The 25643-nt window shown below is 72.1% G+C and carries 26 protein-coding genes and 1 pseudogene; 11 read left to right on the forward strand and 16 right to left on the reverse strand.

The annotated features are described in order from the left end of the window. Window positions 1–15: 15 nt before the first annotated feature. Genes ACFWXC_RS23225 through ACFWXC_RS23245 form a run of 5 tightly spaced genes read right to left on the reverse strand, consistent with a single transcriptional unit; the run spans window position 16 to window position 4453 of the window. The gene (locus ACFWXC_RS23225; RefSeq protein WP_384481494.1) at window positions 16–1266 is read right to left on the reverse strand and encodes a cytochrome P450; all 1251 of its coding nucleotides are present in this window, start codon (window positions 1264–1266) and stop codon (window positions 16–18) included. Beyond that, window positions 1263–1868 carry an ATP/GTP-binding protein gene (locus ACFWXC_RS23230; RefSeq protein WP_351697096.1) on the reverse strand — a complete coding sequence of 202 codons (606 nt, stop codon included), beginning with the start codon at window positions 1866–1868 and terminating at the stop codon, window positions 1263–1265. Before ACFWXC_RS23230 ends, ACFWXC_RS23225 begins: the two co-directional genes overlap by 4 nt. Further along, entirely contained in the window at window positions 1849–2220 is a 372-nt protein-coding gene (locus ACFWXC_RS23235; RefSeq protein WP_234537899.1) for a DUF742 domain-containing protein, read from the reverse strand. The genes ACFWXC_RS23230 and ACFWXC_RS23235 overlap by 20 nt, the downstream gene beginning before the upstream one ends. Further along, window positions 2217–2627, reverse strand: coding sequence for a roadblock/LC7 domain-containing protein (locus ACFWXC_RS23240; protein WP_046733906.1), 411 nt, complete (start codon window positions 2625–2627; stop codon window positions 2217–2219). The genes ACFWXC_RS23235 and ACFWXC_RS23240 overlap by 4 nt, the downstream gene beginning before the upstream one ends. A 5-nt stretch (window positions 2628–2632) precedes the next feature. Next, window positions 2633–4453: a sensor histidine kinase gene (locus ACFWXC_RS23245; RefSeq protein WP_384481497.1), complete on the reverse strand. Its 1821-nt coding sequence runs from the start codon at window positions 4451–4453 to the stop codon at window positions 2633–2635. 347 nt (window positions 4454–4800) lie between these two features. Between ACFWXC_RS23245 and ACFWXC_RS23250 the strand changes: the two genes are divergently transcribed. The 3 genes from ACFWXC_RS23250 (at window position 4801) to ACFWXC_RS23260 (ending at window position 6796) form a co-directional block, all read left to right on the forward strand. Continuing rightward, window positions 4801–5163 carry a DUF1304 domain-containing protein gene (locus ACFWXC_RS23250; protein ID WP_384481498.1) on the forward strand — a complete coding sequence of 121 codons (363 nt, stop codon included), beginning with the start codon at window positions 4801–4803 and terminating at the stop codon, window positions 5161–5163. Between the two features lie 8 nt (window positions 5164–5171). Further along, window positions 5172–5735, forward strand: coding sequence for a TetR/AcrR family transcriptional regulator (locus ACFWXC_RS23255; protein ID WP_384481500.1), 564 nt, complete (start codon window positions 5172–5174; stop codon window positions 5733–5735). A 110-nt stretch (window positions 5736–5845) separates the two neighbouring features. Then, window positions 5846–6796 (forward strand): NADP-dependent oxidoreductase, encoded by a 951-nt coding sequence (locus tag ACFWXC_RS23260; protein ID WP_384481502.1) that lies wholly within the window; start codon window positions 5846–5848, stop codon window positions 6794–6796. A gap of 26 nt (window positions 6797–6822) precedes the next feature. On the opposite strand, the gene ACFWXC_RS23265 is transcribed toward ACFWXC_RS23260, so the two are convergent. After that, on the reverse strand, window positions 6823–7929 hold the full coding sequence (locus tag ACFWXC_RS23265; RefSeq protein WP_384481504.1) for an NAD(P)-dependent alcohol dehydrogenase: 1107 nt from the start codon (window positions 7927–7929) through the stop codon (window positions 6823–6825). A 25-nt stretch (window positions 7930–7954) separates the two neighbouring features. Beyond that, window positions 7955–9412 carry an aldehyde dehydrogenase family protein gene (locus ACFWXC_RS23270; protein WP_384481506.1) on the reverse strand — a complete coding sequence of 486 codons (1458 nt, stop codon included), beginning with the start codon at window positions 9410–9412 and terminating at the stop codon, window positions 7955–7957. 144 nt (window positions 9413–9556) lie between these two features. Here ACFWXC_RS23270 and ACFWXC_RS23275 point away from each other — a divergent pair, with 144 nt between their 5' ends. Together ACFWXC_RS23275 and ACFWXC_RS23280 are read left to right on the forward strand one after the other, a co-directional pair. After that, window positions 9557–9985 (forward strand): MarR family winged helix-turn-helix transcriptional regulator, encoded by a 429-nt coding sequence (locus ACFWXC_RS23275; protein WP_384481508.1) that lies wholly within the window; start codon window positions 9557–9559, stop codon window positions 9983–9985. Window positions 9986–10159: 174 nt separating this feature from the next. Beyond that, window positions 10160–10552, forward strand: coding sequence for an anti-sigma factor antagonist (locus ACFWXC_RS23280; protein ID WP_384481510.1), 393 nt, complete (start codon window positions 10160–10162; stop codon window positions 10550–10552). 28 nt (window positions 10553–10580) lie between these two features. On the opposite strand, the gene tuf is transcribed toward ACFWXC_RS23280, so the two are convergent. The 3 genes from tuf to ACFWXC_RS23295 all read right to left on the reverse strand — a co-directional run bounded on the left by tuf (window position 10581) and on the right by ACFWXC_RS23295 (window position 13572). Next, window positions 10581–11774, reverse strand: a complete 1194-nt coding sequence (gene tuf / locus ACFWXC_RS23285; RefSeq protein ID WP_384481512.1) for an elongation factor Tu — start codon at window positions 11772–11774, stop codon at window positions 10581–10583. 65 nt (window positions 11775–11839) lie between these two features. Next, window positions 11840–12796: a ribose-phosphate pyrophosphokinase gene (locus ACFWXC_RS23290; protein WP_351744721.1), complete on the reverse strand. Its 957-nt coding sequence runs from the start codon at window positions 12794–12796 to the stop codon at window positions 11840–11842. 59 nt (window positions 12797–12855) lie between these two features. Beyond that, complete coding sequence (locus tag ACFWXC_RS23295) at window positions 12856–13572, reverse strand: SDR family oxidoreductase (protein ID WP_384481514.1); 717 nt, start codon at window positions 13570–13572, stop codon at window positions 12856–12858. Between the two features lie 74 nt (window positions 13573–13646). Between ACFWXC_RS23295 and ACFWXC_RS23300 the strand changes: the two genes are divergently transcribed. After that, window positions 13647–14462: a helix-turn-helix transcriptional regulator gene (locus tag ACFWXC_RS23300; protein ID WP_384481516.1), complete on the forward strand. Its 816-nt coding sequence runs from the start codon at window positions 13647–13649 to the stop codon at window positions 14460–14462. On the opposite strand, the gene ACFWXC_RS23305 is transcribed toward ACFWXC_RS23300, so the two are convergent. Beyond that, window positions 14459–15724: an alpha/beta fold hydrolase gene (locus ACFWXC_RS23305; protein WP_384481518.1), complete on the reverse strand. Its 1266-nt coding sequence runs from the start codon at window positions 15722–15724 to the stop codon at window positions 14459–14461. The genes ACFWXC_RS23300 and ACFWXC_RS23305 overlap by 4 nt on opposite strands. A gap of 132 nt (window positions 15725–15856) precedes the next feature. On the opposite strand from ACFWXC_RS23305, the gene ACFWXC_RS23310 reads away from it, so the two are divergent. Beyond that, window positions 15857–16969, forward strand: coding sequence for a sensor histidine kinase (locus ACFWXC_RS23310; protein WP_384481520.1), 1113 nt, complete (start codon window positions 15857–15859; stop codon window positions 16967–16969). Further along, window positions 16966–17631: a response regulator gene (locus ACFWXC_RS23315; protein WP_384481522.1), complete on the forward strand. Its 666-nt coding sequence runs from the start codon at window positions 16966–16968 to the stop codon at window positions 17629–17631. The genes ACFWXC_RS23310 and ACFWXC_RS23315 overlap by 4 nt, the downstream gene beginning before the upstream one ends. A 59-nt stretch (window positions 17632–17690) precedes the next feature. Here ACFWXC_RS23315 and ACFWXC_RS23320 read toward each other — a convergent pair whose 3' ends face one another. Next, the gene (locus ACFWXC_RS23320) at window positions 17691–18881 is read right to left on the reverse strand and encodes a cytochrome P450 (RefSeq protein ID WP_384481524.1); all 1191 of its coding nucleotides are present in this window, start codon (window positions 18879–18881) and stop codon (window positions 17691–17693) included. Between the two features lie 214 nt (window positions 18882–19095). On the opposite strand from ACFWXC_RS23320, the gene ACFWXC_RS23325 reads away from it, so the two are divergent. After that, on the forward strand, window positions 19096–19728 hold the full coding sequence (locus tag ACFWXC_RS23325) for a DUF4230 domain-containing protein (RefSeq protein WP_351745035.1): 633 nt from the start codon (window positions 19096–19098) through the stop codon (window positions 19726–19728). A gap of 70 nt (window positions 19729–19798) precedes the next feature. Here the strand turns inward: ACFWXC_RS23325 and ACFWXC_RS23330 are convergent, their stop codons facing one another. The 4 genes and pseudogenes from ACFWXC_RS23330 to ACFWXC_RS23345 all read right to left on the reverse strand — a co-directional run bounded on the left by ACFWXC_RS23330 (window position 19799) and on the right by ACFWXC_RS23345 (window position 22886). Then, window positions 19799–21550: a complex I subunit 5 family protein gene (locus ACFWXC_RS23330; RefSeq protein ID WP_384481526.1), complete on the reverse strand. Its 1752-nt coding sequence runs from the start codon at window positions 21548–21550 to the stop codon at window positions 19799–19801. Continuing rightward, the gene (locus ACFWXC_RS23335) at window positions 21550–21900 is read right to left on the reverse strand and encodes a sodium:proton antiporter (RefSeq protein ID WP_384481528.1); all 351 of its coding nucleotides are present in this window, start codon (window positions 21898–21900) and stop codon (window positions 21550–21552) included. Before ACFWXC_RS23335 ends, ACFWXC_RS23330 begins: the two co-directional genes overlap by 1 nt. Before the next feature lie 7 nt (window positions 21901–21907). After that, window positions 21908–22369: pseudogene (locus ACFWXC_RS23340) on the reverse strand (MnhB domain-containing protein); the annotation flags it as partial. Window positions 22370–22433: 64 nt separating this feature from the next. After that, window positions 22434–22886: a monovalent cation/H+ antiporter complex subunit F gene (locus ACFWXC_RS23345; protein ID WP_384481530.1), complete on the reverse strand. Its 453-nt coding sequence runs from the start codon at window positions 22884–22886 to the stop codon at window positions 22434–22436. Between the two features lie 504 nt (window positions 22887–23390). Here ACFWXC_RS23345 and ACFWXC_RS23350 point away from each other — a divergent pair. Beyond that, window positions 23391–24041, forward strand: coding sequence for a VanZ family protein (locus tag ACFWXC_RS23350; RefSeq protein WP_384481548.1), 651 nt, complete (start codon window positions 23391–23393; stop codon window positions 24039–24041). Between the two features lie 181 nt (window positions 24042–24222). Beyond that, window positions 24223–25464 (forward strand): ricin-type beta-trefoil lectin domain protein, encoded by a 1242-nt coding sequence (locus ACFWXC_RS23355; protein WP_384481532.1) that lies wholly within the window; start codon window positions 24223–24225, stop codon window positions 25462–25464. Window positions 25465–25643: the final 179 nt, after the last annotated feature.

The following is a 25643-nucleotide window of genomic DNA, read 5'->3' on the forward strand; positions in this document are numbered from 1 at the left end:
GCGGCGTGTCCGGACCTATACCGCGAACTCGACCGGCAGGCTGTCCAGCAGGGACATCCATGTGGATGCGGTCGAGGTGAGCTCCTCCGCCGGCACGGCCAGGCGCAGGCCCGGCAGCCGGTGCAGCAGGATGTCGACCGCGATCTCGATGATGGACAGCCCGATGCTCTGCCCGGGGCACTCGTGCGGGCCGGAGCTGAACGCCAGGTGCGACCCGTTGCCCTGCACCGAGACGTCCGGGTCGGGCCGGACCTCTGGGTCGAGGTTGCCCGGTGCGAGGCCGAGGACGAGCAGGTCGCCCTCCTCGATGCGGTGCCCGCCCAGTTCGACGTCGCTGACGGCGAAGCGCCCCGGCAGGACGGCCAGCGGTGGCGAGTTCCACATGACCTCCTCCACCAGCGCGGAGATGGTCAGCTGCCCGCTGGTCAGGTCGGAGAGCCGCGAGGCGTCCGTGAGGATCAGCTGGAGCACCCGGGCCAGCAGATTGCTGGTCGTGTTGTGCCCGGCCATCAGCACCAGGCGCAGATGGCTCACGACCTCGTCGTGGTCGAGGGCCGCGTGATGCTCCAGCAGGCCGGTGGTGAAGTCGGAGCCGGGCTCGGCCCGCTTGCGCTCGACGAGTTCACCGAGGATCTCCCGGATGATGCCGTCGTGCAGGATCGCGTTCTCGCCGCCCTGGAACACCAGGGCGCTGGACTCGACCAGCCGGCGCCCCTCCGCCTCGGTGAGCCCCAGGATGCGGGTGAGGACCAGCATCGGCAGGTAGCCGGCGTAGTCCGCCACCAGATCGGCGCGGCCGTTGTCCGCGAACGCGTCGATCTGCTTGTTGGCGAAGTGCGTGGCGTGGCGCCGGATGCCGCGGCCCACGGCTGCCTGGAGCCCGTCGTTGACGGCACCGCGCAGCCGGCGGTGCGCCTCGCCGTCCTGGGACACACAGTCGGGCCGCCAGGCGACCATCGGAACCAGCGGATGGTTCTCCGCGACCCGGCCCTCCCGCCAGTCTCGCCAGATCCGCGCGTCCCGGGCGAACTGGCGGGGATTGTCGAGCACCCGCCGGCTGTCCCGGTAGCCCAGCACCAGCCAGGCGTTGATGTCGCCCTCCAGCAGCACCGGCGCGACGGAGCCGTGCTCCTTGCGCAGCCGCTCGTAGATGCCGAGCGGGTCGGTCGCCGCCTCGGGCCCGTACAGCCGGGCCAGGTCGGGCGAACCGTGCGCGACCGGGCAGCCGCGGGGGGCGCCGGGACTGTCGAGGCTCTGGTCGTTCATCGCGGCTCCAGTGCGACGGCGGAGCGTTCCTTCAAATGACGTATCAGGGCGATCAGTACGTCACGGCTGGAGGCCCGGTCACGGGCGTCACAGGCCACGATCGGGGTGTGCGGGGAGATGTCGAGGGCGTCCCGGATCTCCTCGATGGGGTGTTCCTTGCAGTCCGGGAAGACGTTCAGGGCGATGACGAAGGGCACGTTCTGCCGCTCCATCTCCTCGATCGCCCGGAAGCTTGAGGCCAGCCGGCGCGTGTCCACCAGGACGATCGCGCCGAGCGCGCCCTTGAACAGGCCGTTCCACAGGAACCAGAACCGTTCCTGCCCGGGGGTCCCGAACAGGTACAGCATCAGGCCCTCGTTGAGGCTGATCTTGCCGAAGTCGAGGCTGACCGTGGTCTCGGCCTTGTCCGCGACGCCGATGAGGTTGTCGACGCCGACGGTCGCCTGGGTCAGGGTCTCCTCAGTGGTGAGCGGCTTGATGTCACTGACGGAGCGGACCATGGTGGTCTTACCGGTGCCGAATCCCCCGGCGATCATCACCTTGACCGAGCGGGTCCCCCCGGCACCGGGGTCGCCGGGATGGTCAAAGCCTTTCAAGTCCACTGAGTACCTCCTGGAGGAGCGCGAGGTCGGGCCCGCGGCCGGCGTGGTGGGCCGGAATCGGATCACGGGCTTCAATACGGCCTGCGTCCAGCAGATCCGCCAACAGCACCGCGAGAATGTTGAAGGGCAATCCGAGATGGGCGGTGAGTTCGGCCACCGACAGCGGATCGCGGCAACGCCGGACTATCTCCTCGTACTCGTGCTGCATCCCCGGGACCGGGGCGGTGCGGGAGACGACGAGGGTCGCCACGTCGAGGCTCGACGCCGACCCGCCCGGTCCACTGCGTCCCCCGGTGAGGACGTAATAACGCTCTAGACCGGACGGGTCCGTTGGCCGACGGGGAGCACTCATCCAGAGTGCTCCTCCAGACGCGGAGAGGTGCCGAGCAGCTCGCCCATCCGCCGCGACAGGTCCCTCATCTGGTGCCCGAGCAGCCCCTGGTCGAGTCCTTCGCGGGCCAGGACCCCGAGATACGTCTCCACACCGGCCCGTACGACGAAGAGGTGGCCGCCGTCGACCTCGATCATCGCCAGCCGCAGTTGCCCCGCGTACTTGGGGAACTGCTCGGCGACCGGCTGGGCGAGCGCCTGCAGTCCCGCCACCACGGCCGCGAAGCGGTCCACGTCGTCCGGGTCTTCGGCCCCGAAGGAGGTGATGGCCTTGCCGTCGCTGGAGGCCACGAGGGCGAAGCGGATCTCCGGGATGCTCTCCACCAGATCGCGGAGCGCCCAGCTCACGTCGGTTCCCTGTTGCGTCATGTGGACTAGTCGCTCTCTTCAGTGCGGTGCTCGGCGGACTCGCGTCCGGCGGCGGCGTCATCGGCGCCGGCCGGGGTCGCGGGTGCCGCGTCGTCTACGTCTCCGGTCAACTCGGCCTCGCTGTCCGCGGCTTCGTCCGCCACGGGCGCGCGGCCCGCGGTGGCGAAGGCGGCCAGGCCCGCGAAGGACTCCTCGGGCGGGACCGCGGGGAACGCGGCGCCCTCCGTGCGGGCGGTGCGCTCCTCGGGCTGCTCCTCCTCGCGGCGCCGGCTGCGCCGCCGGGGCAGTCCGCCCGGGGTGGTGTCCGGGGCCTCGCCGGACTCCGGCTGAGTGACGGTTTCGACGGTGACCGGGCCGTGCGCCTGCACCGGGGACGCGGCGGCCGGAGCGGCCGACGCGGACACCGGGGCCGGGCCGGCCGCGGGCAGCGGGCTGAAGAACTTGTGCGGGACCACGACGACCACCGAGGTACCGAGCCAGGGCGAGTCCGCGAAGGTGACCCGGATGCCGTAGCGGCGGGCCAGGATGCCGACGACCCGCAGGCCGATGTTGGCGTCCTCGGAGATGCCGCCGATGCCGGGGCCGTGCTCGGTGCCCGCCAGGGAGTGCTCGGCCTCGCGCTTCTTCTCCTCGCTCAGGCCCTTGCCGGAGTCCTGGATCTCGATGCCGACGCCGTTGGGTACCTCCTTGCCGGAGACGACGACCGGCTCGGTGGGCGGCGAGTAGCGGGCCGCGTTGTCCAGCAGGTGGGCGAAGATCAGCGTGAGGTGGTCCACCAGACCGCCGTCGACGCCGAGTTCGGGCAGATGCCGGACTTCGACGCGGTGGAAGTCCTTGATCCGGCCGATGCCGCCGCGTACCACGCTGAGCAGGCGCTGCGGCTCCTGCCACTGGCGGCCCGGGCGGTCCGAGCCGCCCAGCACGCCGATGCTGCCGGCGAGCGAGTCGGCGGGGCCGAGCTCCTGGTCGAGCTCCATGAGACCGCGGGCCACGGCGGGCAGCCGGCCGTGCTCGCCCTGCATCTCGTGCAGCCGGCCGCGCAGCTTGCTGGTCAGGACGTGGATGCGGTTGCCGATGCTGATCACGGCCTGCTCGGCGGAGGTGGAGCGGTTGAACTCCTCCTCCACACCGATCAGCGAAGTGCGCAGGATGCGGCGGAGGTCGGCACGGACGTCCTTGTCGACCTTGGCGCACTGCTCGGTGACCGGCAGCAGATCGTCGATGGCGTCGCCGTCGCGCAGCCGCTTCAGCGCGTCGGGCAGCTGCTCGTCGGCGAGCCGGGAGATCGCGGCCCGCTGATGCGTGAGCTGCTCCTGCCAGACCTCTGCCTGGTCGGCGAGCTGTGCCTCGGAGGACTTCAGCTGGTCGGCGAGCCGCTCCTCGTACGCCCGTGCCTGCTCGGCCAGTTGGGCGTCGTAGTGAGCGGTCCGGTCGGCGAGCCCGGCCTCGAACGCGGACGTCCGCTCACCGAGCTGGGCGTCGAACCCGGCCGACTGCTCGTTGAGCTGGCTCTCCAGCGTGGCGCGCTCGGCGGAGAACTTCCGCTCCAGGCCCGAGACATGCTGCTGCCACTGCTGGGAGTGCTCGGTCTGTGAGTTGCGGAACGCCCCTTCGGCGCTGCGTAGTTGACGCTGCGAGCGGATCAGCAGCCGCACGCACACGGTGCTCGCCACGGTGGCCGCGGCGCCGGCGACGGCCGCGGTTATTCGCTCGGAGCTCATGAACGTGGCGGCGACAGTCCCTCCCCCTAAGGCCAGTGGCATCAGCCACCAGCTGTACCAGGCGACAGGGGCCCGCGCCGCCGGCGGCGGAGTGGCGAGTTCCATCTGCATCCTTCGAAGCAACACAATCGAACAACAGCGAACAAGGGCAGTGTGCGAGGTCGCACCCATGACTGCGCACGGCGGGACGGACCCACCGTGGGGTGCGTCAACTCGCTGTGACGGACTGGAGCTTATCGGGTTTGAACCCGAAAGGATCAACCTCGGCGGCGAGAGGAAGTGAGGGTTCCGTCACGCTCCGCCAGTTGGTGGCAAATCAACAAATACCCATCTCTGCCTGCGACTTGCCGACATGTTCCCCTCGGCCGGACTCCGGGCGGCCGGGACGCCTTCTGGACACCTGTCCCGCTATAGTGGACACCTGTCCAAGTGAATGGGAGGGTCCGTCGATCATGGAAATCCTGGCGAACGTGCTGGTCGGCCTGATAGCCGCGCTGCACATGTACATCCTGGTGCTGGAGATGTTCCTGTGGCAGAAGGGGCCGGGCATGCGCTTCCACGGCTTCGACCCGGAACTGGCCCGGCGGACCGCGCCGTTGGCCGCCAACCAGGGCCTGTACAACGGCTTCCTGGCGGCCGGCCTGGTATGGGGGCTGGTGGCGGCCGACCCGACGGGCTTCCGGGCCCAGGTGTTCTTCCTGTCGTGCGTGGTGGTCGCGGGGGTGTACGGCGCGGTCACCGCCAACCGGCGGATCCTGTTCGCGCAGGCGCTGCCCGGCGCCCTCGCGCTGGCCGCCGTCCTCGCCGCCCGGTGACCGGCCCGGTGCCCCGCCCTGCGGTCGAGGACCCACGCGCCGCCCGGACCAGGGCGCGGCTGCGGGCGGCCCTGCTGGCGGAGTGCGCCGAGCGGCCGCTGGCGGAGGTGGGGGTGGCCGCGCTGGTGCGCCGCGCCGGGGTGGGCCGGGCCACGTTCTACGTCCACTACGACGGCCTGGAGGCGCTGGCGGTCGACACCTGCGCGGACGTCGTACGGGACGCCGTGGACGCGCTGCACGCCTGGCGGGGACGGCCCGATCCGGTGCACGCGCCGCCGGCGCTGCTGGAGTTCTTCGCGGGGCTGGTGCCGCACACGGCCCTGTACCGGGAGCTGCTCGCGCCGGGCGGGGGGGGCCCGCTGGGCCGAGTGCTGCACCGGGACCTGCGGGCCCGCAGCCTGGCCGAGCGCGAGCTGGCCGGCGCGGCGGACGCCCCGCTGGTGGCCTCGGCGGTGGCCGCCACCTTCGCCGGGGTACTGGCGGACTGGCTGCACGGCCTGCTGGACGCCGGCCCCGACGAAGTCGCCGACCAGGTCTGGCAACTGCTGGTCGCCCTGCACATGAGCCGCTGAGAGTGCCGGCGCAGGCGAGGGTGCGCCACCACCAGGGATGGCACGATTCCATCGAAGGTTGGCCATCGTGCCATTTCCCGGGCGGGCGCATCCCGGCAGGCTGGGTGACCATGAGCAATGTGAACACGATGCGTGTGGTCAGCCAGGACGTCCTCGGCGGCCCCGAGGTACTGAAAGTGATCGAGGCGGCCCGGCCCCAGCCGCGCGCCAACGAGGTGCTGGTCCGGGTGCGGGCCGCCGGACTCAACCCGACCGACTGGAAGCACCGGGAGACCGGTGGCTTCCTGGGCAAGCCGCCCTTCGTCCTCGGCTGGGACGTCTCCGGCACGGTCGAGGAGACCGGGGTCGGTGTCGCCGCCTTCAAGCCCGGTGACGAGGTCTTCGGCATGGTGTCCTACCCGTTCGGCCACGGCACGCACGCCGAGTACGCGATCGTCCCCGCCCGCGCCCTGGTACCGAAGCCGGCCGGGATCGACCACGTCCAGGCGGGCGCGCTGCCGCTGGTGTCGCTGACGGCCTGGCAGGCGCTGGTGGAGAACGCCGACGTACAGCCGGGGCAGCGGGTGCTGGTGCACGCGGCGGCCGGCGGGGTCGGGCATGTGGCGGTGCAGATCGCCAAGGCACGCGGCGCGTACGTGATCGGCACGGCGAGCGCCGCCAAGCACGACTTCCTGCGCGAGATCGGCGTGGACGAGCCGGTGGACTACCGGTCCGTGGACGTCACGGAGGCGGTGCGGGACGTCGACGTCGTGCTCGACACGATCGGCGGTGACACCTCGGTCGATTCGCTGCGGGTGCTGCGGGCGGGTGGGGTCCTGGTGTCGATCCTGCCGGTGGGCTCCGCGGAGCTGTACGAGGAGGCCGAGCGGCTCGGGGTGCGGGCGGTGCGGATGCTGGTGGACGCCGACCGGGCCGGGATGCGGGCGGTCGCCGACCTGGTGACGGAGGGGAAGCTGCGGGCCACCGTCGCCGGCACCTTCCCGCTGGCCGATGCCGCCAAGGCGCATGAGCTGGGCGGCACCGGCCGGACCACGGGGAAGCTGGTCCTGGTGGTGGACTGACCCCAGGAGCCGCAGAGGCCCCGGGGTCAGAAGGTGAGCACGGGCTTGATCGCCTTGCCCGTGCTCATGTCCCGCACCGCCCGGTCGATCTCGGCGAACGGGTAGGTGCTGATCAGCCGGTGCAGCGGGAGGCGCCCCTCCCTGACCAGCCGGACCAGGGCCGGGATGAAGGCCTGGGTCTCGCTGTCGCCGAGGGTCAGGCCGACGATCCGCTTGCCGGCCAGCAACCCGTTGACGTCCAGGGGGACTTCGGTGCCGAAGGGCGGGGCGCCGACGACGACCAGAGTGCCCCGCGCGGCCAGCGCGTCGACGCCCTGGCGGAGCACGGCGACGCTGCCGGTCGTCTCCACGATGCCGTCGGCGCCGTGGCCCCCGGAGAGGTGCTGGACGGCTTCCGGCACGCTCTCCCGGGTCGCGTCGACGGTGTGGGTGGCGCCCACCTCCCGCGCCAGTTCGAGGCGTTCGGCGATCCGGTCGACGGCGACGACCGTGGTGGCCGGGGTGAGCGCGGCCGCCATGACCGCCGACAGGCCCACCGCGCCGGCGCCGAGGACGACGATCGTGCTGCCGGTGGCCGGCTCCAGTACGTTCCACACGGCGCCGACCCCGGTCTGCACCCCGCAGCCGAGCGGGGCGATCGTCTCCAGCGGGACCTCGGGATCGACCTTGACCAGGCTGCGCTCGTCCACCAGCGCCCGTTCGGCGAAGGAGGACTGGCCGAAGAAGTGGCCGCCGAGCAGCTCGCCGTCGCGGACGACGGTGCCGGTGCCGTCGGCGCGGCGGCCGCCGATCAGGTTGAGCGGCAGCCAGGTGGCGCAGTAGGCGGGGTGGCCGCCGTGGCAGTTGCGGCAGTTGCCGCAGGAGGTGAAGGACAGCACGACATGGTCGCCGGGGGCCACGGCGGTGACGGCGGAGCCGACCGCCTCGACGACTCCGGCGCCCTCGTGGCCCAGGACCCCGGGCAGCGGGAAGGGAAGGGCGCCGCTCGCCACGCTGAGGTCGGTGTGGCACAGGCCGGTGGCCACCATGCGGACGACCGCCTCGTACGGCCCCGGCTCGTCGAGTTCGACGTCGCTGAGGGTGAAGGGCGCGCCGCCGGACTCGACCACGGCGGCTCGGGTGGTGATGGGCATCGTAGGGACTCCTGGTGGGCGGGGCTCAGCCGAGCGCGACGACGACGGACTTGACCTGGGTGTAGGCGGCGAGGGACTCGGGGCCGTACTCGCGGCCGAAGCCGGAGGCCTTGACGCCGCCGAAGGGCACGGCGGGGTCGAGCATCGCCCAGTCGTTGATCCAGACGATCCCGGCCCGGAGGCGGGCGGCGACCCGGTGGGCGCGGGTGAGGTTGCCGGTCTGGATGCCCGAAGCCAGGCCGTACGGCGTGGAGTTGGCTAGGGCCACGGCCTCGTCCTCGGAGTCGAAGGGCTGCACGGTGAGGACGGGGCCGAAGATCTCGTCCTGGATCACCCCGGAGTCGTTCGGCAGGTCGGCTATGACGGTCGGCTTGTAGTAGAAGCCGCCGTTCAGGTCGAGGCGTTCGCCGCCGCACACGATGCGGCCGCCCTCCTTGCGGGCTGTCTCGACGTACTCCTCGACCTTGCGCAGATGCTTCTCCCCCGCCATCGGGCCGACCACGGTGGCCGGGTCGCGCGGGTCGCCGACCGGGACGCCCGGAACGGCCTCGGTGAGGATGCCGAGCAGGGTGGCGTGGACGGGGCGGGCGACAAGGAGCCGGGGGCCGCCCATGCAGAACTGGCCGGTGTTGAAGACGAACGCCTTGATGACCGCGCCGACCGCCTTCTCCAGGTCGGCGTCCTCGAAGACGAGGTGGGCCGCGTTGCCGCCGAGTTCCACGGTGACCGGCTTGAGCGCCTCCCCGGCGGTGCTCGCCACATGCCGGCCGACGGCGGTGGAGCCGGTGAAGGCGACCTTGTCGACGCCCGGGTGGCGCAGCAGGGCCTCGCCGGCGACCGGTCCGGCGCCGGTGACGACGTTGACGACGCCGTCGGGGACGCCCGCCCGCTGGAACAGGCGCGCCATGTACAGGGCGCTGAGCGGGGTCTCGTCGGCGGGCTTGTGGACGATCGTGTTGCCGGCCGCGAGGGCCGGGCCGATCTTCGAACCGGCCAGGATGAGGGGGAAGTTGAACGGGGTGATGGCGGCGACGACGCCGATCGCCTCGCGCCGGGTGTAGGCGAGGGCGTGCAGCGGGGTGTCGCGGACGGCGCCGTCCAGGGAGTGGGCGAGGGCCGCGAAGTGCTCGTAGTCGTTGGCCGCGTTGGTGACGTCGACGGCCCCGGCCAGCGTGATCGGCTTGCCGACGTCCAGGCTCTCCAGGGCGGCGATGTCCTCGGCGTTCTCCCGGATCAGCTCGGCGATCCGGTGCAGCACCCGGCCGCGCTCCCGGCCGCTGAGCCCCGACCACTCCCCCGCGTCGAAGGCCTCCCGGGCGGCGCGCACGGCGGCGGCGACGTCCTCGGCGCCCGCCTCCGCGACGGTGGTGATCACCTGGCCGGTGGCCGGGTCGGTCACCTCCGTGCGGGCGCCGTCGGCGGCTTCCCGCCACTGTCCGCCGATGAACAGCTGCCCCGGTCCGGTCTCGAAGGTGGTCGTCATTGCCCACTCCCCAGCGTCGATGGCGCGGCCGGCGTCGGCCGTCTTGATCGCCAAGATTTCAACAAACAGGATTCCTGTTGGTTCAGCGTCTGGTCCGCAGTCTGATTACAGACAGGATTCCTGTCAATGCTCTAGGGTGCACGCATGGTCGGTACACAGACACGCCCCTCACTGCTGTACATGGTCAAGCAGCTGGAGCTCGTGGTGCGCTCACACCTCGACGAGCTGGTCAGGCCCGCCGGGATCACGGCGCTGCAGTACACGGCCCTGACCGTTCTGGAGCGCCATGACGGACTTTCGGCCGCCCAGTTGGCGCGCGACTCGTTCGTTACCGCCCAGTCGATGGCCGACCTCGTACGGTCACTGGAGGGCCGTGGGCTGATCCGGCGGGAGCGTAATCCGCGCAACCGGCGCGAGCTGCTGATCCTGCTCACGGACGCCGGGCGCGAGCTGCTCGCCGGGGTCGCCGGGCCGGTGCGGGAGCTGGAGGAGCGGATGGTCCGCGAACTCACCGGGCACCAGGAGGAGCAGTTCCGCCAGGCGCTGGGCAAGGCCTGGCACGCGCTTTCGTAGCGAAGCGGCAGCGCTCCGACGTGCCCGTTCGCCGACTGTCGCGCACGCCACAGAAAATGGCGCACCGAAGCAGCAGACATATGTCAATCGAACATGCTCAAATTCCCTCCATCGAGGGTAACTTGCAAGGCGGGGAACGGAATTGGACCGGCTGGGGTGGGAGGTGATGCCGTCGTGCGCCAGGAACCCCGACAGGACCCCGCGCCGCTCTCCCGGCACCTGCGCATTCACCAGGACCGCGGCTACACGGTGCTGGAGTTCCGGGGCGAGATCGACATCGCGGCGGCGACCGAGATCGCGCCCTATCTGGACCGGGTGACCGCGCGGGAAAGCATCCGGGTGGTGATCGACCTGCTGCACGTCGACTTCTTCGACTGCTCCGGGCTGCGGCTGCTGTACCGGGCGCGCGGCCGGGTGCTGGAGCGCGGCGGACAGCTCCAGCTGGTGTGCACACACCCGCTGACCGTGCGCGTGCTGAAGGTGACGGGACTGTCGCAGCTGCTGCCGCCGCTGGCGACACTGGACGCGGCCCTCGGCCAGCCGGAGGCCACGTCCGGGTCGTTATGACGTCATGTCAGAGGGGGTGCCGTGGCGGCTACTTGAGGATTCTGGTCACCTGACCGGCGCCGACCGTCCGGCCGCCCTCGCGGATCGCGAACTTCAGTCCTTCCTCCATCGCGATCGGCTGGATCAGCTGGACGTGCACGGTGGTGTTGTCGCCCGGCATCACCATCTCGGTGCCCGGCGGCAGGGTGACGACGCCGGTCACGTCGGTGGTGCGGAAGTAGAACTGGGGCCGGTAGTTCTCGAAGAACGGGGTGTGCCGGCCGCCCTCGTCCTTGGAGAGGATGTACGCCCGGGCCTCGAACTCCGTGTGCGGGGTGACCGATCCGGGCCTGATGACGACCTGGCCGCGCTCGACGTCGTCGCGTTTCACCCCGCGCAGCAGCAGGCCGACGTTCTCGCCGGCCCGGCCCTCGTCGAGCAGCTTGCGGAACATCTCGACGCCGGTGACGGTGGACCTGGTCTTCTGCGGGTGGATGCCGATGATCTCGACCTCGCTGTTGACCCGCAGGACACCGCGCTCGATCCGGCCGGTGACGACCGTGCCCCGGCCGGTGATGGTGAAGACGTCCTCGATCGGCATCAGGAACGGCCGGTCCACGTCCCGCACCGGCTCGGGCACGAACTCGTCGACAGCGTCGAGGAGTTCGAGCAGGGCCGCGGTCCACTCGGGGTCGCCCGCCAGGGCCCTGAGCGCGGAGACCCGGACGACCGGGACGTCGTCGCCGGGGAACTCGTACTCGGTGAGCAGCTCGCGCACCTCCAGCTCCACCAGTTCCAGGATCTCCTCGTCGTCGACCATGTCGGTCTTGTTGAGCGCGACGACGATGTAGGGCACGCCCACCTGCCGGGCCAGCAGGACGTGTTCCTTGGTCTGCGGCATCGGCCCGTCGGTGGCCGCGACCACCAGGATCGCCCCGTCCATCTGGGCGGCCCCGGTGATCATGTTCTTGATGTAGTCGGCGTGGCCCGGGCAGTCGACGTGCGCGTAGTGCCGGCGCTCGGTCTGGTACTCGACATGCGCGATGGAGATGGTGATGCCGCGCTGCCGTTCCTCGGGCGCCTTGTCGATCTGGTCGAAGGGAGTGAACGGGTTGAGCTGGGGGAACTTGTCGTGCAGCACCTTGGTGATGGCCGCGGTGAGTGTCGTCTTGCCGTGGTCGATGTGCCCGATGGTGCCGATGTTCACATGCGGTTTCGTCCGCTCGAACCTGGCCTTCGCCACTGGGGGCCTCCCGTCCGCCTCGGTGCCGCCGAGCGCGGGTCAGCGCTACAACTCCTCCTTCCTGTCTAGACGTTGCGCGGCTCGTCGAACAGGGCGCTCACGGACTCACCGTTGTGAATACGGCGTACGGCCTCGGCCAGTGCCGGGGCGATGGACAGGATCCGCAACTTGTCCGTGTACTCCTCGACGGGTACCGGCACGGTGTTGGTGCACACGATCTCCAGCACGTCGGGCTGCTCGCTCAGCCGCTTGAGCGCCCCGGCCGCGAACAGCCCGTGCGTGCACGCGATCCGGATCGAGCGGGGCGGCCCCAGCTCCCGCAGCCGTTCGAGCAGTTCGATCACCGTGCTGCCCTTGGCGATCTCGTCGTCGAGCACGATGACGTCCCGGTCGGCCACGTCGCCGATGACGGAGCTGATGACGACCCGGTCGTCGGCGAACCGCTGCTTGGCGCCGGCCGCCACCTGGGCGCCGATCAGCCGGGCGAAGGCGGCGGCCTCCTTGGCGTTGCCGAGGTCGGGCGAGACGACGGTGGTGCGCGTCAGGTCGTAGCGCCGGAAGTGCGCGGCCAGCTCCCGCAGCGCGTGCAGATGGTCGACCGGCACCGAGAAGAAGCCGTGCACCTGCGGGGCGTGCAGGGTCATGGCGAGTACCCGGCTCGCGCCGGCGGCCACCAGCAGGTCGGCGACGAGGCGGCCGCCCAGCGAGATGCGCGGGGCGTCCTTCTTGTCGGAGCGGGCGTAGGAGTAGTGCGGCATGACGACGGTGATCCGGCCCGCGGAGGCACCGCGGGCCGCGTCGCACATCAGCAGCAGCTCCACCAGGTGCTCCTGCACCGGCCGGACCAGGGGCTGGATCAGGAAGACGTCCCGCTCCCGGCAGTTCGCCTGGAGCTGTACCTCCAGACAGTCATTGGCGAACCGGCTGACCCGCGTCGGGCTGAGCGGCACCCCGAGGTGCGCGCAGACCTCCTCGGCCAGCTCGGAATGGGCGCTGCCGCTGAAGACCGCGATGTCTCGCACGATCCGCTCCTCGCATGATCAATACGGGCTACGCGCTCATGCTACGGACCGCTGCGCTCTCACCACGGCACGGGTGTGCCGTCCCAGGAGAAGAACCCGCCGGTCGGCCCGTCGTCGGGCAGCAGCGCCAGCCGTACGGCCCCTCGTGCCCCCTCGACCGGATCGCCGCCCCCCTCGGCCGCCCCGGGGACCAGGTCGGTGGCCCGCCGCCCCGGGGCGAGGGCGTTCACCTTGATGCCGTCCTCGGCCAGCTCCTGGGCGTAGAACACGGTCAGCGCGTTGAGCGCGGCCTTCGAGGAGCGGTAGGCCGCGGACCGGGGGCTGCCGTGGGCGAACTGCGGATTGGGGTGGGTGCTCCAGGTGAGGGACGCGGTGCCGCTGGAGACGTTCACGACGCGCGGGTGGGCGGAGCGGCGCAGGACGGGCAGGAAGGCGTTCGTGACCGCGACGACACCGAAGACGTTCGTCTCGTAGGTCCGCCGGAGGTCGTCGACGCCGGTCTCGGCGGGCGGGCCGGTGACCGGCTGGACGCCTGCGTTGTTGACCAGGACGTCCAGGCGGTCGACGCGGGCGGCGGCGCGCTCGATGCTGCCGGGATCGGTGACGTCGAGGACCAGGAGCCGCGCGTCGCCGCCGATCTCCGCCACGGCCCGCTCGCCGTGCTCGATGTCCCGGGAACCCACGTGGACACTGAAGCCCGCCTCGACGAGGAGCCGGGCGACATGGAAGCCGATGCCCTTGTTGGCACCGGTGACGAGTGCTGTGCGATCGTTCATGACAGCCACGGTTCCCCGGCCGCGTCCGTCCTGCCAGGGACCACCTGTACCAGGCGGACCGGGGAGGCGGCGGTATGGCGAGGCAGGAACTGGCCCGCTTCCTGCGGGAGCGCCGGGCGGGACTGCGTCCGCGGACGGTGGGACTCGCGCCGGGCACCGTCCCGCGCCGTACGCCCGGCCTGCGCCGCGAGGAGGTCGCGGAGCTGGCTCACATGTCCGTCGACTACTACACCCGGCTGGAGCAGGCCCGCGGCCCCCGGCCCTCCCCGCGCGTCCTGGACGCCCTGGCCGGGGCGCTGCGGCTGGCCCCCGCCGAGCGCAGCCATCTCTTCCGGCTGGCCGGCTCGGCCGCGGCGCCGCCCGCCCCCACGGCGGTCCGGCGGGTGCGCCCGCACGTGGCCGGGATGCTGGAGCGGCTGCCCGACACCGCGGCGATCGTCACCGACGCCTCCTACGGCCTGGTGGCCTGGAACCCCCTGGCCCAGCTGCTGTTCGGCGGGGACCTGGGACGCGGCACGACCAACCTGGCGCGACGGCGCTTCCTGGGCCAGGGCCGGATGTACCCGAGCTCCAGCGCCGGGGAATTCGGTCACATCGTGGTGGCCCGGCTGCGGAGGGCGGCCGAGCGGTATCCGCACGACGTGCAACTCACCTCGCTGCTGGGCGAGTTGCACGCGGGAAGCACGGAGTTCCGGCGCATCTGGGCGACCCATCCGGTGCACGCCCCGGGGCATCGCACGAAGGTCCTCGACCACCCGGAGCTGGGGCGGCTGCGGCTGAACTGCGATGTCCTGCTGGTACCGGAGGACGACCAGGAGGTCGTCCTCGTGACAGCGGATCCGGGCTCGGTGTCGGCATGCCGGATCGCGGAGCTGGCGGCGCGGGTCTAGTCGGCCAGGAAGCCGGTGACCGTACGCCGGTACACGGTGGGCCGCTCGACGTCGATCAGGTGGCCGGCGCCGGGGACGGTGACCAGGCGCGCCCCGGGCAGGACGTCGGCGTACTCGCGGGCGATACCGGGGTTCTTGTAGTCGCAGCCGCCGCGCAGCACCAGGACGGGGACATGGACGCGGCGCAGTGCGGGACGCGGGTCGGAGACCTTCGACTGGTCGGCGGTGATGAGCTGGTTGGAGTAGAAGCCGGGGAGCGAGCCCGGGAGGTCGCGCAGCGGGCGGTCGGGGTGGCAGGTGGCCGCCGGGGCGGCGATGTCGAGCAACTTGGCGAAGACCGGGTCGAGTTCGGCGTCCGGGACCAGGGCGTGGGCGGCCCGCGGGTTGGCCTCCATCAACAGCGACCAGGCCAGCAGCCGGGGGCTGGCCTCCAGTTCGTCGAGCCGCCGTTGCTGCTCGTCGGTGAGCCGGTCCCAGATGTCGCCCTCCTGGCGGTCCTGCCAGGCCGGCGCCCACAGCACGCCCGGCGAGGTGAGCACCATCCGGGACACGTGCTCCGGATGCTCCGCGAGGTACTCGGCGGCGAGCGTCGCGCCCCAGGAAGCGCCCAGCAGCACCACCCGGTCGGCGCCGATCCGCTCCCGGACGGCTTCGAGGTCGGCGACCTGGCGGGCGACGGTGTAGCCGGTGGGGTCGGCGAGCCGCCCGGAGCGGCCCGAGCCGAGCTGGTCGTACGACCAGACGTCGTACCCCTGCCGGGTGAGGCGCTGTTCCAGCGGGTCGGGGCCGTCGCCGGGGGTGCCCGGGCCGCCGTGCAGGACGATCACCGGGGTGGGGCGGGCCCGGCCCCGGGCGGGCTGGTGGGTGTAGGCGAGGCGGGAGCCGGTGGCCAGGTCCCAGTAGCCGGTGGGACGCGAGTGCGGGGTCGGAGGTGTCTCGTGCAGGGGCCGGAGCACGGTGGCCCAGGCGGCCAGCGAGGTGAGGAGGAGCACGGCGCCGGTGACCAGGGCGGTGACGCCGCGTCGCCGGACGCCTCCGTACACCCCCGCCCCGCACACCAGGACCAGTGCGGCGGCCGCGGCGGCGAGGAGCAGCGCGAGGTGGCCCGTGACGGTCGCGGTCGCCCAGAGCGCGGCGACGGCGGCGAGGGGCGCGAGCAGCACGCCGAGGGCGACCAGCAGGGAACGGCCGATGAACCGGGCGGCACGCCGGGCGGTGCCGGCCGTATGCGGTGTCCGCGGCGGGAGTTGAGTCGTCGTCATACGGCGATGCTGCGGGCGGGGGCCGGGAGGCCGCGTCCGCCGTCGCGCAGGCGGTCGGTCCCCGCCGGGGCGGACACCGGGTCCGCCCCCGGGTGGACGCCCCGCCCCGCGCTCCGCCCCTAGCCTGATCGCGTGGGGGAGCTGAGAGAGCGCTGGGGGCCCGACCACCTCGTCGACCGGGGGGTGTGGTGGGTGCTGCTCGATGTGGTCGTCGCCTATCTGTCGGCCGTCATCGCGATCGGCCCCTCGGACCACACCGCGTCCGCCTTCGCGGGGCCGGTCGTCGAACGGGCCTGTGCGGTGGTGTGGTTCGCCGCGATCGCGGGGCGGCGGTTCGCCCCCGCGTGCGCGCTGTGGACGGCCGCCGGGGCGAGTGTGGCGGCGGTCGCGTCCGGGGCCGAGGTGACCAATGTGTCCCTGGCCACTGCGCTGGCGCTCGCCCTCGTCGTGCAGTCCCGGCCCGCACGCACCGCCGTGGAGGTCGCCGGGGTGCCGGTCCTCGCGGTCGGCCTCGCCCTGGCGGGCGACTCGAACGCCTTCGTCCCGGCCGTCGCCGCCCATGGTGTGGCCTGGCTCGCCGGTCGCGCCCAGCGGGCCGGGCACGAGGCCCGTCAGGCGCTGCGGGCCCGTGCGGGCGAGCAGGCCGTCGCCGCCGAACGCGCGCGCATGGCACGGGAGTTGCACGACGCCGTGGGCCACGCGGTGACCGTGATGGTGACCCATGCCGGCGCGGCCCGGCTGGCCCTCGGCGGCGCGGCTCCCCCGGTCCGGGAGGCACTGTCACGGATCGAGGAGGTCGGCCGGAGCGCCATGACCGACCTGGACCGGGTGCTGGGGCTGCTGACGGACTCGTACGACCTGGAGGCCACGCTCCGTACGCTGGTGGCCCGGCTGCCCGCCGATGTCCCGGCCGAACTCGGCCTCCCGGCGCACGAGTCGCTGAGCCGCCTCTCCCCCGCCGTCGCCGAGACGGTCGGCCGGGTGGTGCAGGAGTCGCTGACGAACGTCGTCCGGCACGCGCGGCCCGCGCACGCGGTCGTCGGCGTCGAGATCGCGGGTGATCGTGTGGTGGCCGTCGTCACGGACGACGGCAAGGGCGCCGCCGCCGGTCCGCCGGGCGGACGGCGCGGGCTCACCGCCATGCGCGAGCGGGTGGCCGCACGGGGTGGTGTCGTGGAGGCCGGGCCGGTGGCCGACGGCGGCTGGCGGGTACGGGCGACGATTCCCTTGGAGGAGACGTCATGATCCGGGTACTGCTGGCCGACGACGAGGAACTGATGCGGGCGGGGCTGCGCATGATGCTGGGGACCCAGCCCGACCTGAGTGTCGTCGGGGAGGCGTCCGACGGGCGCGAGGCGGTGCGGCTGGCGGCGGCCGTGGCTCCCGACGTGGTGCTGATGGACGTACGGATGCCGGTGCTGGACGGGGTCGCGGCGACCCGGGAGCTGACCGCCGGCCCGCAGCCGCCGAAGGTGCTGATCCTGACCACGTTCGAGCTGGACGAGTACGTCTTCGCCGCTGTCCGGGCGGGCGCCGGCGGGTTTCTGCTCAAGCGCAGCCCGCCCGAGGTGCTGATCGAGGGCATCCGCACCCTGGCCGCCGGGGAGGCGCTGCTCGGCCCGTCGGTCACCCGGCGGCTGCTCGCCGAGTTCGCCCGCGCCACCCCGGTGGAGCCGGACCCGGAGACCGCGCGGCGGCTGGCCCGGCTGACCGGCCGGGAGCGCGAGGTGCTGCTTCTGCTGGGGCGCGGGCTGTCCAACGCGGAGATCGCCGGCTGGCTGCATGTCGGCGAGGCCACGGTGAAGACGCACGTCGGCCGGGTCCTCGACAAACTCGCGCTGCGGGACCGTGTGCACGCGGTGGTGTTCGCCTTCGACCACGGCCTGGTCCGGCCCGGCGGACGGTGAGCCGTTGACGGCCCTGAGGACGGTGAGCCGTTGACGTCCGAGTCGCCTGCTTCCGGGACTCACCAGGAGACGGGCAGGTGCCTCGGGCTGCGGGTCATCTGGCCCTCGCGCCAGTCGATCGCCGTGGGAGTGAACTCGGCGCGCAGGCCCGGGAAGCGGACGGCGAGCCGGTGCAGCGCGAGGGTGATCTCCAGGCGGGCCAGCCAGGCGCCCAGGCAGTGGTGGGGACCGGCGCCGAAGACGACGCTCGGCACGGGCAGGGGTGCGGTGAGGTCGGGCGGGCCGGGCGGATGGACGTCAGGATCGCGGCCCGCCGCGTTGGTCTGGACGGCGACGACACTGCCCGCCGGGATGGGGACGCCGCCGACCACGGCGTCCTCGACGGCCCTGCGCAGCAGCCCGGGCAGCACCCGGCCCTCACTGAGCGGCACGGTCCGCAGCAGCTGCTCGGCCGCCGTCGCCGCGGCCTCCTCGTCCACCGCGAGAGACGGCCAGTCGGCATGCCCGTCGGTGAGGAGGTAGACGACGATGTTGCCGAGCGCGGACATCGTGGTCTCGTGTCCGGCGACCACCAGACCGCAGACCAGCCGGACGAGTTGGCGTTCCCCGATGCCGAGCGCGTCACCTGCCGTGACCAGCCCGCTGACCAGGTCGTCACCGGGCCGGGCCCGCCGCTGCGCCACCAGTTCGGCCCCGAAGACCCCGAACTCCCCCATGGCGCACCTGACTTCCTCGGCGCTGTGCGCACCTCCGGACAGGGCGTGGTCGGCCCAGTGCCGGATGCGCTCGCGGTCGATGTGGTCGAGCCCCATCAGCCGGCAGATCACCGACACGGGAAGCCGCCGGGTGAACCCCTCGACGATGTCGGCAGGGCGCGGGGTGGCGGCGAGCTCGTCGAGGAGGGACTCGACCACCGACGCCACCCAGGGCCGCCAGCGGGCGACGGATCGCGGGGTGAACGCCCGCTGCACCGTGCCGCGCAGCCGCTGATGGCCCGGACCGTCCTGGTTCACCAGCCCGTCGGGGTCGCTCAGCAGGTTCGGTACGACGAGCAGCGGCGGGGCGTCCTCGGCGTGCAGGGAACTGCGGTCGAAGCGCTGGTCCATGAGCACCTGACGGACGTCGTGGTACCGGGTCACGAGCCATACCGGGGTGCCGGTCGCCAGTGTGGTGAGCCGGGGCGGTCCGGACTCGGGAAACGTCATGCGGTGCATCGGACAAAGGGGCCGGGAAGTGCTTTCTGCGGTCATCCGGGGCTCCTGGCACGCCGACGGGAGGTCACTCCACGCTAAAGCGTGTACCAGTCCTGCGTCAGCTGTCTCAATCGGCCAACAACACGGTCTGGCAAGGCGTTCGGCGGGCATTCGTCTCGTTGGAAAGGAGGACCGTCACATGGCGAGTTCCACCAAGGAGAGCAAGGAGACCTCCGCGAAGGAGGCCCCTGTCAAGGCCCGGCCCCGGCGCATGCCCGGCTGGGCGAAGCTTCTCACCGCGTTCGTGCTGGTGCTCGTGGTGCTGTTCGCCGGGATCAAGCTGGCGGTACTGCCGGGCATCAAGGACCTGTTCGGCACGGAGACCCGTGACAACACGGGCCCCGCGCTGCTCAAGTCCATCCAGGACATGAGCCGTTACGACGCCGCGTCCGGCAACTTCCAGGTCGTCGTGGACCTGGAGAAGGACGCCAAGTACCTGCCGAGCGCGATCCGCGGCACCCGCACCCTGTACGTCGGAGCGGGCAACGTCGATTCCTATGTCGACCTCGGGAAGATCGGCCAGAAGGACGTGACGGTCAACGACGACCGCACCGAGGCCACCATTCGGCTGCCGCACGCGCAGCTGGGCAAGGCCACTCTGGACGCCGACCACTCCTACGCCGTCTCCAAGGAGCGCGGTCTGCTGGACCGGCTGGGCGACCTGTTCTCGGACAACCCCAACAGTGAGCAGGCGGTGCAGAAGCTGGCCGTGAAGCACATCTCGGACGCGGCCAAGACCAGCGGTCTGACCACCCGGGCCGAGACCAACACCACCGACATGCTGGAGGGCCTGCTGCACTCCCTCGGCTTCACGGAGGTGCACGTGTCCTACGGCACGGTCTGATCAGGACCGTCTGATCATCGCCGTCTGATCAAGACCGTGTGATCAAGACGGTGTGATCAAGACCGTCGGCTCAGCCCCCCAGCACACCGGGCAGGGCCAGCGCCCCGAGCGTCGCGGCGCCGACCAGCAGCCAGGCCACGTAGTCCCCGACGTGCCCGGACTGCAGGCGGCGCAGCGGCAGCGCCCGGCCCCGGGCCACCAGCAGGCCGGGGCGGGTGACCGCGAGGGCGGCCAGGCCGACGGCCAGGAGGGTGGAGAGGCAGCCCAGCAGGACCCCGGTCGCCGTCCAGTGGACGGCGGCCGGGGTCCTGCCCTTGTCGACGGCCCGGGCCAGTGCCTCCGGGAAGTGGGGGGCGAGGCCCAAGGCGAGGGCGCCGGCCAGCAGGACGGCGGGGACGGCGGTCATCGTGCGCGGGATCCGCCCGAGCCGGCCCTCGGTCTCGGGCTCCTCACCGTCCCCGGTGGTCTCGTACGCGTCGCCCCTGGGCGGCCGGTCCCCGAGGCCGAGGAAGACCCGGGCGGCGACCCGCAGCACCGCCCCCGCCGTCACCGCCGACACGACGACGTACAGCACGGTCAGCGGAGCGCCCACCGCCTCCTCGGCGACCGACTTGCCGAGCGCGGTGCCGAACGGCGGCAGCCCCGCGAGGGCCAGTGCGCCGATGATGAACAGGACGCCCACCGTGCGCAGTTCCGTGGCCCGGCCGTGCAGCGCGCGTTCGTCGACGTTGCCGTAACGGTCCAGGAGGATCCCCGCGCAGGCGAACAGGGCGGCCTTCACTCCGGCGTGCCCGAGCAGGTACAGGGCGATCCCGGAGTCGCCCGCCGGGGTCAGGACGCCGAGGCCGACGAGGAACAGCCCGGTGTGGGCGATGGTGGAGTTGGCCAGCAGCCGCTTGATGTGCCGCTGGTGCCAGCACATGAACGCGCCCAGCACGGCCGTGAGCGTCCCGAGGACGACCAGCGCCCGTTCCAGGTCGGCGGCCGGGATGCCGCCGGGGCCGGCGAAGACCGTGCCGTACACCCGCCACACACCGTAGGCGCCGAGCTCGACCATGACTCCGGAGAGCAGCATGCAGACCGGGGTGGGGGCGACGGCGTGGGCGTCCGGGAGCCAGAAGTGGAAGGGCACCGCGGCGGCCTTGACCAGCAGTGCGGTGAGCACCAGGACGAAGGCGGCGAGAACCAGCGCGTCCGGACGGCCGTGCGCGTCCAGGCCGTGGCCGATCTTCGCCATGCCCAGCTCGCCGGTACGGGCGTACAGCAGGGCGATGCCCGTCAGCATGGCGTACGCGCCGAGGGAGTTGACCACGCCGAAGGTCAGCGCCCCCTGCACCGCCTTCGCCTCGTCGATGCGGAAGCCGGTCAGCGCGTAGGCGACGACGCTCATCAGCTCGAAGAAGACGAACGCGTTGAACAGGTCGCCCGCGAGGGCGAAGCCGCACATCCCGGCCTGGAAGACCAGCATCAGCGCCGGGAAGGAGCCCGCGTGCCGGCGTGGCGGCTCCGCGAAGTAACGCCAGGAATAGACCAGTGCGGCCAGGGTCAGCAGCGAGGCGAGGGCGGCCATGCCGAGCGCGGGGCCGTCCCCGACCAGGACGATCCCGACGCTCTCCCCGCCGACCGGCCGCCATCCTCCCGCCCACTCGACCAGCGGGGGCGCGGAGTCGAGCAGCAGGATCAGCGCGAGGGCGCAGGTGCCCGCGCACACCGCGCAGGCGAGGCTCTCGGCGAGGACCCGGTGCAGGCGGCGGCCGCCGGCCACCAGCAGGGTGGCGCCGAGCAGCGGGACGGCCACGAGCAGCGGCAGCAGGTGGTGCATCAGCCGCGCAGCTCCGTCAGTTCGTCCGGGTCGACCGTGCCGTGCCGCTTGGCGATCTGCAGGACCAGCGCGAGCAGCAGCGCGGTGACGGTCGCGCCGACGACCACGTCGGTCAGGGCGAGGGCCTGCACCACCGGGTCGACCAGCGGGCGGGTGTCGGGCCTGAGATCGGAGAAGACGGGTGCCGTGCCGCCGTCGCGGTAGCCGACCGCGAGCAGCAGGACGTACGTCGACGACTGGACGACGGCCAGACAGCCGACCGCGTGGATCAGGTTCCGGCTGGTGGCCAGGCCGTAACAGCCCGCCAGGAAGATCCAGACGGCGACCAGATAGGGGAAGACGTGCATCATCGGCGGCTCAACTCCCGTTCTCCTCCTCGATCTCCACGGCCTGGTCGAGGAAACGGGCGAGCAGGACGACGACCGCGCTCGCCACCTCCATGCCGATGGCCGCGTTCAGCAGCGGGACCAGGCCGCCGGAGGACAGCGTGTTGAACGTGCCGTACGGCAGCAGTGTGTTGGCGAGGAACGCGGTGCCGGCCAGCAGCCCGAAGAGGCCCAGCACCAGGTAGGCGCAGGCGGCCAGGGAGTCGGCGACCTCGAAGACGCCGATCGGGCGCACCCGTTCCAGGGCGTGGTAGTCGGCACCGAGGTACAGCAGGTGCAGGGCCGTCGCGGCGACGACCCCGCCCTGGAAGCCGCCGCCGGGGCTGAGCTGACCGTGCGCGACGATGTACAGGCCGGTGACCAGGGCGACGGTGAACAGGGCACCGAGGACCAGACCCAGCAGGGACAGGACCAGGGCCTGGCGGGCCGGGTCACGGGTGGCCACGGCCGCGGTCGCCGAGGCGGCCGTCAGCAGCAGCGCGACGACGATCACCGCGTCAGCCACCGCGCACCCCCCGGAACCCGCCGGACAGCGCGCGTGCGGCGACCACGTTCCCGCCGATCAGCAACGCCCCGATCACCAGCAGTTTCACCGTCGCCCGCCCCGGTCCGGTCACCGCGCACAGCACCAGCACGACCACCGCGCCGACCCCGGCCGCCGTCCAGGTCAGGCCCCGGGCGCCGGGCCGCTCGCCCGCCAGGTCGTCCGCGAGCAGCCGGGCGAAGACCAGGGTGCCGACCGGGCCCAGCAGCGCGAGGAGCAGTGCGAGATCGAGGTAGGACGGACGGCCGTAGCCCTGGGAGAGCAGCAGCAGGCTGGGGCAGACCGCCGAGGTGGCGAGGTTCTGGGCGACCATCCGGCGGCCCAGCGGGCCGTTGGCGACCGCCCACAGGGCGGTGCCCGCTCCCCCGGCCAGCAGCACGGTCGCGGCCAGGATCCAGCCGTTCACCGCCAGGTCACCGCCCGTCGGCCGGCCCGGGCCGCGAGGGCGCCGACGGCCGCCGCGCTCGCGCCGACGATCCGCTCCAGGGTGTCGACGGTGCCGATGAACACCAGTTAGAGCAGGGCCAGTCCGGCCCACCAGGCCAGGAAGTCTGCTGTGGCGACGAGCGCCGTACGTCCGGTCATACGCCGCCTCCCTGGGTCGCCTTGTGGCGCTATGTCCGTTTCGCCGCCTCCGGCATCCAAGCACCGCGTCCGTCGCGGGGCGCGACGGCACGCGGGAACGGATCCGGAGTGCCCGGGGAGCGTGGACGGAAACCTCGGGTCCGCTCCGGCCGCCGCCGTGGGCGAGGGCATCTCCGGGCGCTTCCTGGGTAACTGGGCTAGCACGCGGGACCGTTCACCAGTGGAGGACCAAATGGCCAGTGCCGCCTCGCGCCTGCGCACGACCAGGGCCGAGAAGAACGAGGGGACGAACACGGACAAGGACACCGGCAAACAGACCGGGGTACTGACCAAGGCCGCCCGCGCCGTCGGCGTTCGCCGCGCCGCACCGGAGACCACCACGAAGGCCGGCACCGGGAAGAAGGGCCGCGTCGGCAAGGCGGCCCGTACCGAGAAAGCAGGCGGCGGGGGGAAGAGCGGCGGCACCGGCAGGCCGAACCGCACCGCCAAGGCCAGCGGCACCGAACGCCGTCCGCTCCCGCTGCCGTTGCGGGTGCTGGCCATGCTGTGCGCGTTCGCGGCGATGGTGGCGTTCGCCGTCGCGCTGGCCCGGCTGACGCTGGATCCGTCCCCGGCGTCCGTGTCGATCGCGCACACCAATCTGCATCCCGGCCGCTCCCTCAAGATCTATCTGGACCAGCCCGCCTTGCGGGACGCGGTCAAGCAGATCGGCGGGAACATCGTGCTCGGCATCCCGTTCGGGATCATCGTGCCGGTCCTCGTGCCGCGCGCCCGGGGCATCTTCCGGGTACTGCTGCTCACCGCGTTCGTGATGCTGATGGTCGAGACGGCCCAGGGCGCGCTGGTCGAAGGACGCGCCTTCGACGTGGACGACGTCATCCTCAACACCTCGGGGGCGCTGATCGGCTGGCTGCTGCTGGGCCGCCGGCTCGGCCGGGCGGTCCACGCGCGCAAGCCGAAGAAGGCGAAGGCATGACCCGCCCGGGAACGCACCGCGACGGAGCCCGGGAGGATCGTCATCTGATCGTCCGACACTGGTCCGTACCAAGGTATTGACGCGCCACTTATCTCATCTCTTAAATCAAGAGGCGACGCCTTCACCCCCCACCCCGGCCGGCTGCCTCCCCGCACCCGGCCGCCGTACGGAAGGACGAGCCGTGGCCTCCCCACGCCTTATCCGCAGATGCCTGTTCGCCGCCCTGTCCGCCGCGCTGGTCGGATCCGTCGCGGTCGGTCCCGCGCACCGGGCCGAGGCCGCCGACGCCGGCGCGGCCGCCGTGACCTTCTCCGACACCTTCGACGGCGCCGCCGGTTCGGCGGTCAACTCCTCGAAGTGGAACCTGGAGACCGGCGACAACGTCAACAACCACGAACGGCAGTACTACACCTCCGGCACCAACAACGCGGCCCTCGACGGCCAGGGCCACCTGGTCATAACGGCCAAGAAGGAGAACCCCGCCAACTACCAGTGCTGGTACGGCACCTGTCAGTACACCTCGGCCCGGCTGAACACCTCCGGCAAGTTCAGCGCCCAGTACGGGCACGTCGAGGCCCGGATGAAGATCCCGCGCGGGCAGGGCATGTGGCCGGCGTTCTGGATGCTCGGCACCGACATCGGGTCGGTCGGCTGGCCGAACTCCGGTGAGATCGACGTGATGGAGAACGTCGGTTTCGAGCCCTCGACCATCCACGGCACCATCCACGGCCCCGGCTACTCGGGCTCGGCCGGGATAGGCGCCGGCTACACGCTGGCGAACGGCCAGGCCTTCGCGGACGCCTTCCACACCTTCGCGGTCGACTGGGCGCCCAACTCGATCACCTGGTCGGTCGACGGGATCACCTACCAGACCCGCACCCCCGCCGACGTGGGCGGCAACACCTGGGCGTTCAACAAGCCGTTCTTCCTGATCCTGAACCTGGCCGTCGGCGGCTACTGGCCGGGCGACCCCAACAGCTCCACGGCGTTCCCGGCGCAGCTGGTCGTGGACTCGGTGTCGGTCACAACGAGTGACACCGCGGCCGGCGTCGCGATCAAGGGCCTGGCCGGCAAGTGCGTGGACGTGGCCGGGGCGAGCTCGGCCAACGGCACCGCCGTCCAGCTCTACGACTGCAACGGCAGCGCCGCCCAGCAGTGGACGGTCGGCAGCGACGGCACCATCCGCGCGCTCGGCAAGTGCCTGGACGTCACCAGCGGTGGCACGGCGGACGGCACGACGGTCCAGCTCTACGACTGCAACGGCAGCGCCGCCCAGAAGTGGGCCGTCTCCGCGGCGAACGACATCGTGAACCCGCAGGCGAACAAGTGCCTGGACGTCACCGGCAACACCTCGGCCAACGGCACCCGGCTGCAGATCTGGACCTGCTCGGGCGGCGCCAACCAGAAGTGGACCGTCGGCTGATTGCAGGGCTCGCTGTCCGGGGACTGTCGCTCTGATCAGGCCGCAGGACAGCGGCGGGGCTGATCAGCCCCGGTGAGCGGGGACTGGTGCGTGCAGCTGCACGGCGGAGGCGGCGTGGACCATCAGCCGCCTCCGCGGCGGACCAAGAGGTGGGGGCACCCCCGGCCGAAGGCCGGGGG

This window comes from Streptomyces sp. NPDC058683, from assembly GCF_042716195.1.
In the GTDB taxonomy this organism is placed as follows: domain Bacteria; phylum Actinomycetota; class Actinomycetes; order Streptomycetales; family Streptomycetaceae; genus Streptomyces.

What these genes read in the sequence shown, in the direction of transcription:
- ACFWXC_RS23225 (WP_384481494.1), bottom strand. Translation starts at nt 1,266, where the DNA reads ATGAACGACCAGAGCCTCGACAGTCCCGGCGCCCCCCGCGGCTGCCCG.
- ACFWXC_RS23235 (WP_234537899.1), bottom strand. Translation starts at nt 2,220, where the DNA reads ATGAGTGCTCCCCGTCGGCCAACGGACCCGTCCGGTCTAGAGCGTTAT.
- ACFWXC_RS23240 (WP_046733906.1), bottom strand. Translation starts at nt 2,627, where the DNA reads ATGACGCAACAGGGAACCGACGTGAGCTGGGCGCTCCGCGATCTGGTG.
- ACFWXC_RS23245 (WP_384481497.1), bottom strand. Translation starts at nt 4,453, where the DNA reads ATGGAACTCGCCACTCCGCCGCCGGCGGCGCGGGCCCCTGTCGCCTGG.
- ACFWXC_RS23250 (WP_384481498.1), top strand. Translation starts at nt 4,801, where the DNA reads ATGGAAATCCTGGCGAACGTGCTGGTCGGCCTGATAGCCGCGCTGCAC.
- ACFWXC_RS23260 (WP_384481502.1), top strand. Translation starts at nt 5,846, where the DNA reads ATGAGCAATGTGAACACGATGCGTGTGGTCAGCCAGGACGTCCTCGGC.
- ACFWXC_RS23265 (WP_384481504.1), bottom strand. Translation starts at nt 7,929, where the DNA reads ATGCCCATCACCACCCGAGCCGCCGTGGTCGAGTCCGGCGGCGCGCCC.
- ACFWXC_RS23270 (WP_384481506.1), bottom strand. Translation starts at nt 9,412, where the DNA reads ATGACGACCACCTTCGAGACCGGACCGGGGCAGCTGTTCATCGGCGGA.
- ACFWXC_RS23275 (WP_384481508.1), top strand. Translation starts at nt 9,557, where the DNA reads ATGGTCGGTACACAGACACGCCCCTCACTGCTGTACATGGTCAAGCAG.
- ACFWXC_RS23295 (WP_384481514.1), bottom strand. Translation starts at nt 13,572, where the DNA reads ATGAACGATCGCACAGCACTCGTCACCGGTGCCAACAAGGGCATCGGC.
- ACFWXC_RS23300 (WP_384481516.1), top strand. Translation starts at nt 13,647, where the DNA reads ATGGCGAGGCAGGAACTGGCCCGCTTCCTGCGGGAGCGCCGGGCGGGA.
- ACFWXC_RS23305 (WP_384481518.1), bottom strand. Translation starts at nt 15,724, where the DNA reads ATGACGACGACTCAACTCCCGCCGCGGACACCGCATACGGCCGGCACC.
- ACFWXC_RS23315 (WP_384481522.1), top strand. Translation starts at nt 16,966, where the DNA reads ATGATCCGGGTACTGCTGGCCGACGACGAGGAACTGATGCGGGCGGGG.
- ACFWXC_RS23320 (WP_384481524.1), bottom strand. Translation starts at nt 18,881, where the DNA reads ATGACCGCAGAAAGCACTTCCCGGCCCCTTTGTCCGATGCACCGCATG.
- ACFWXC_RS23325 (WP_351745035.1), top strand. Translation starts at nt 19,096, where the DNA reads ATGCCCGGCTGGGCGAAGCTTCTCACCGCGTTCGTGCTGGTGCTCGTG.
- ACFWXC_RS23330 (WP_384481526.1), bottom strand. Translation starts at nt 21,550, where the DNA reads ATGCACCACCTGCTGCCGCTGCTCGTGGCCGTCCCGCTGCTCGGCGCC.
- ACFWXC_RS23335 (WP_384481528.1), bottom strand. Translation starts at nt 21,900, where the DNA reads ATGATGCACGTCTTCCCCTATCTGGTCGCCGTCTGGATCTTCCTGGCG.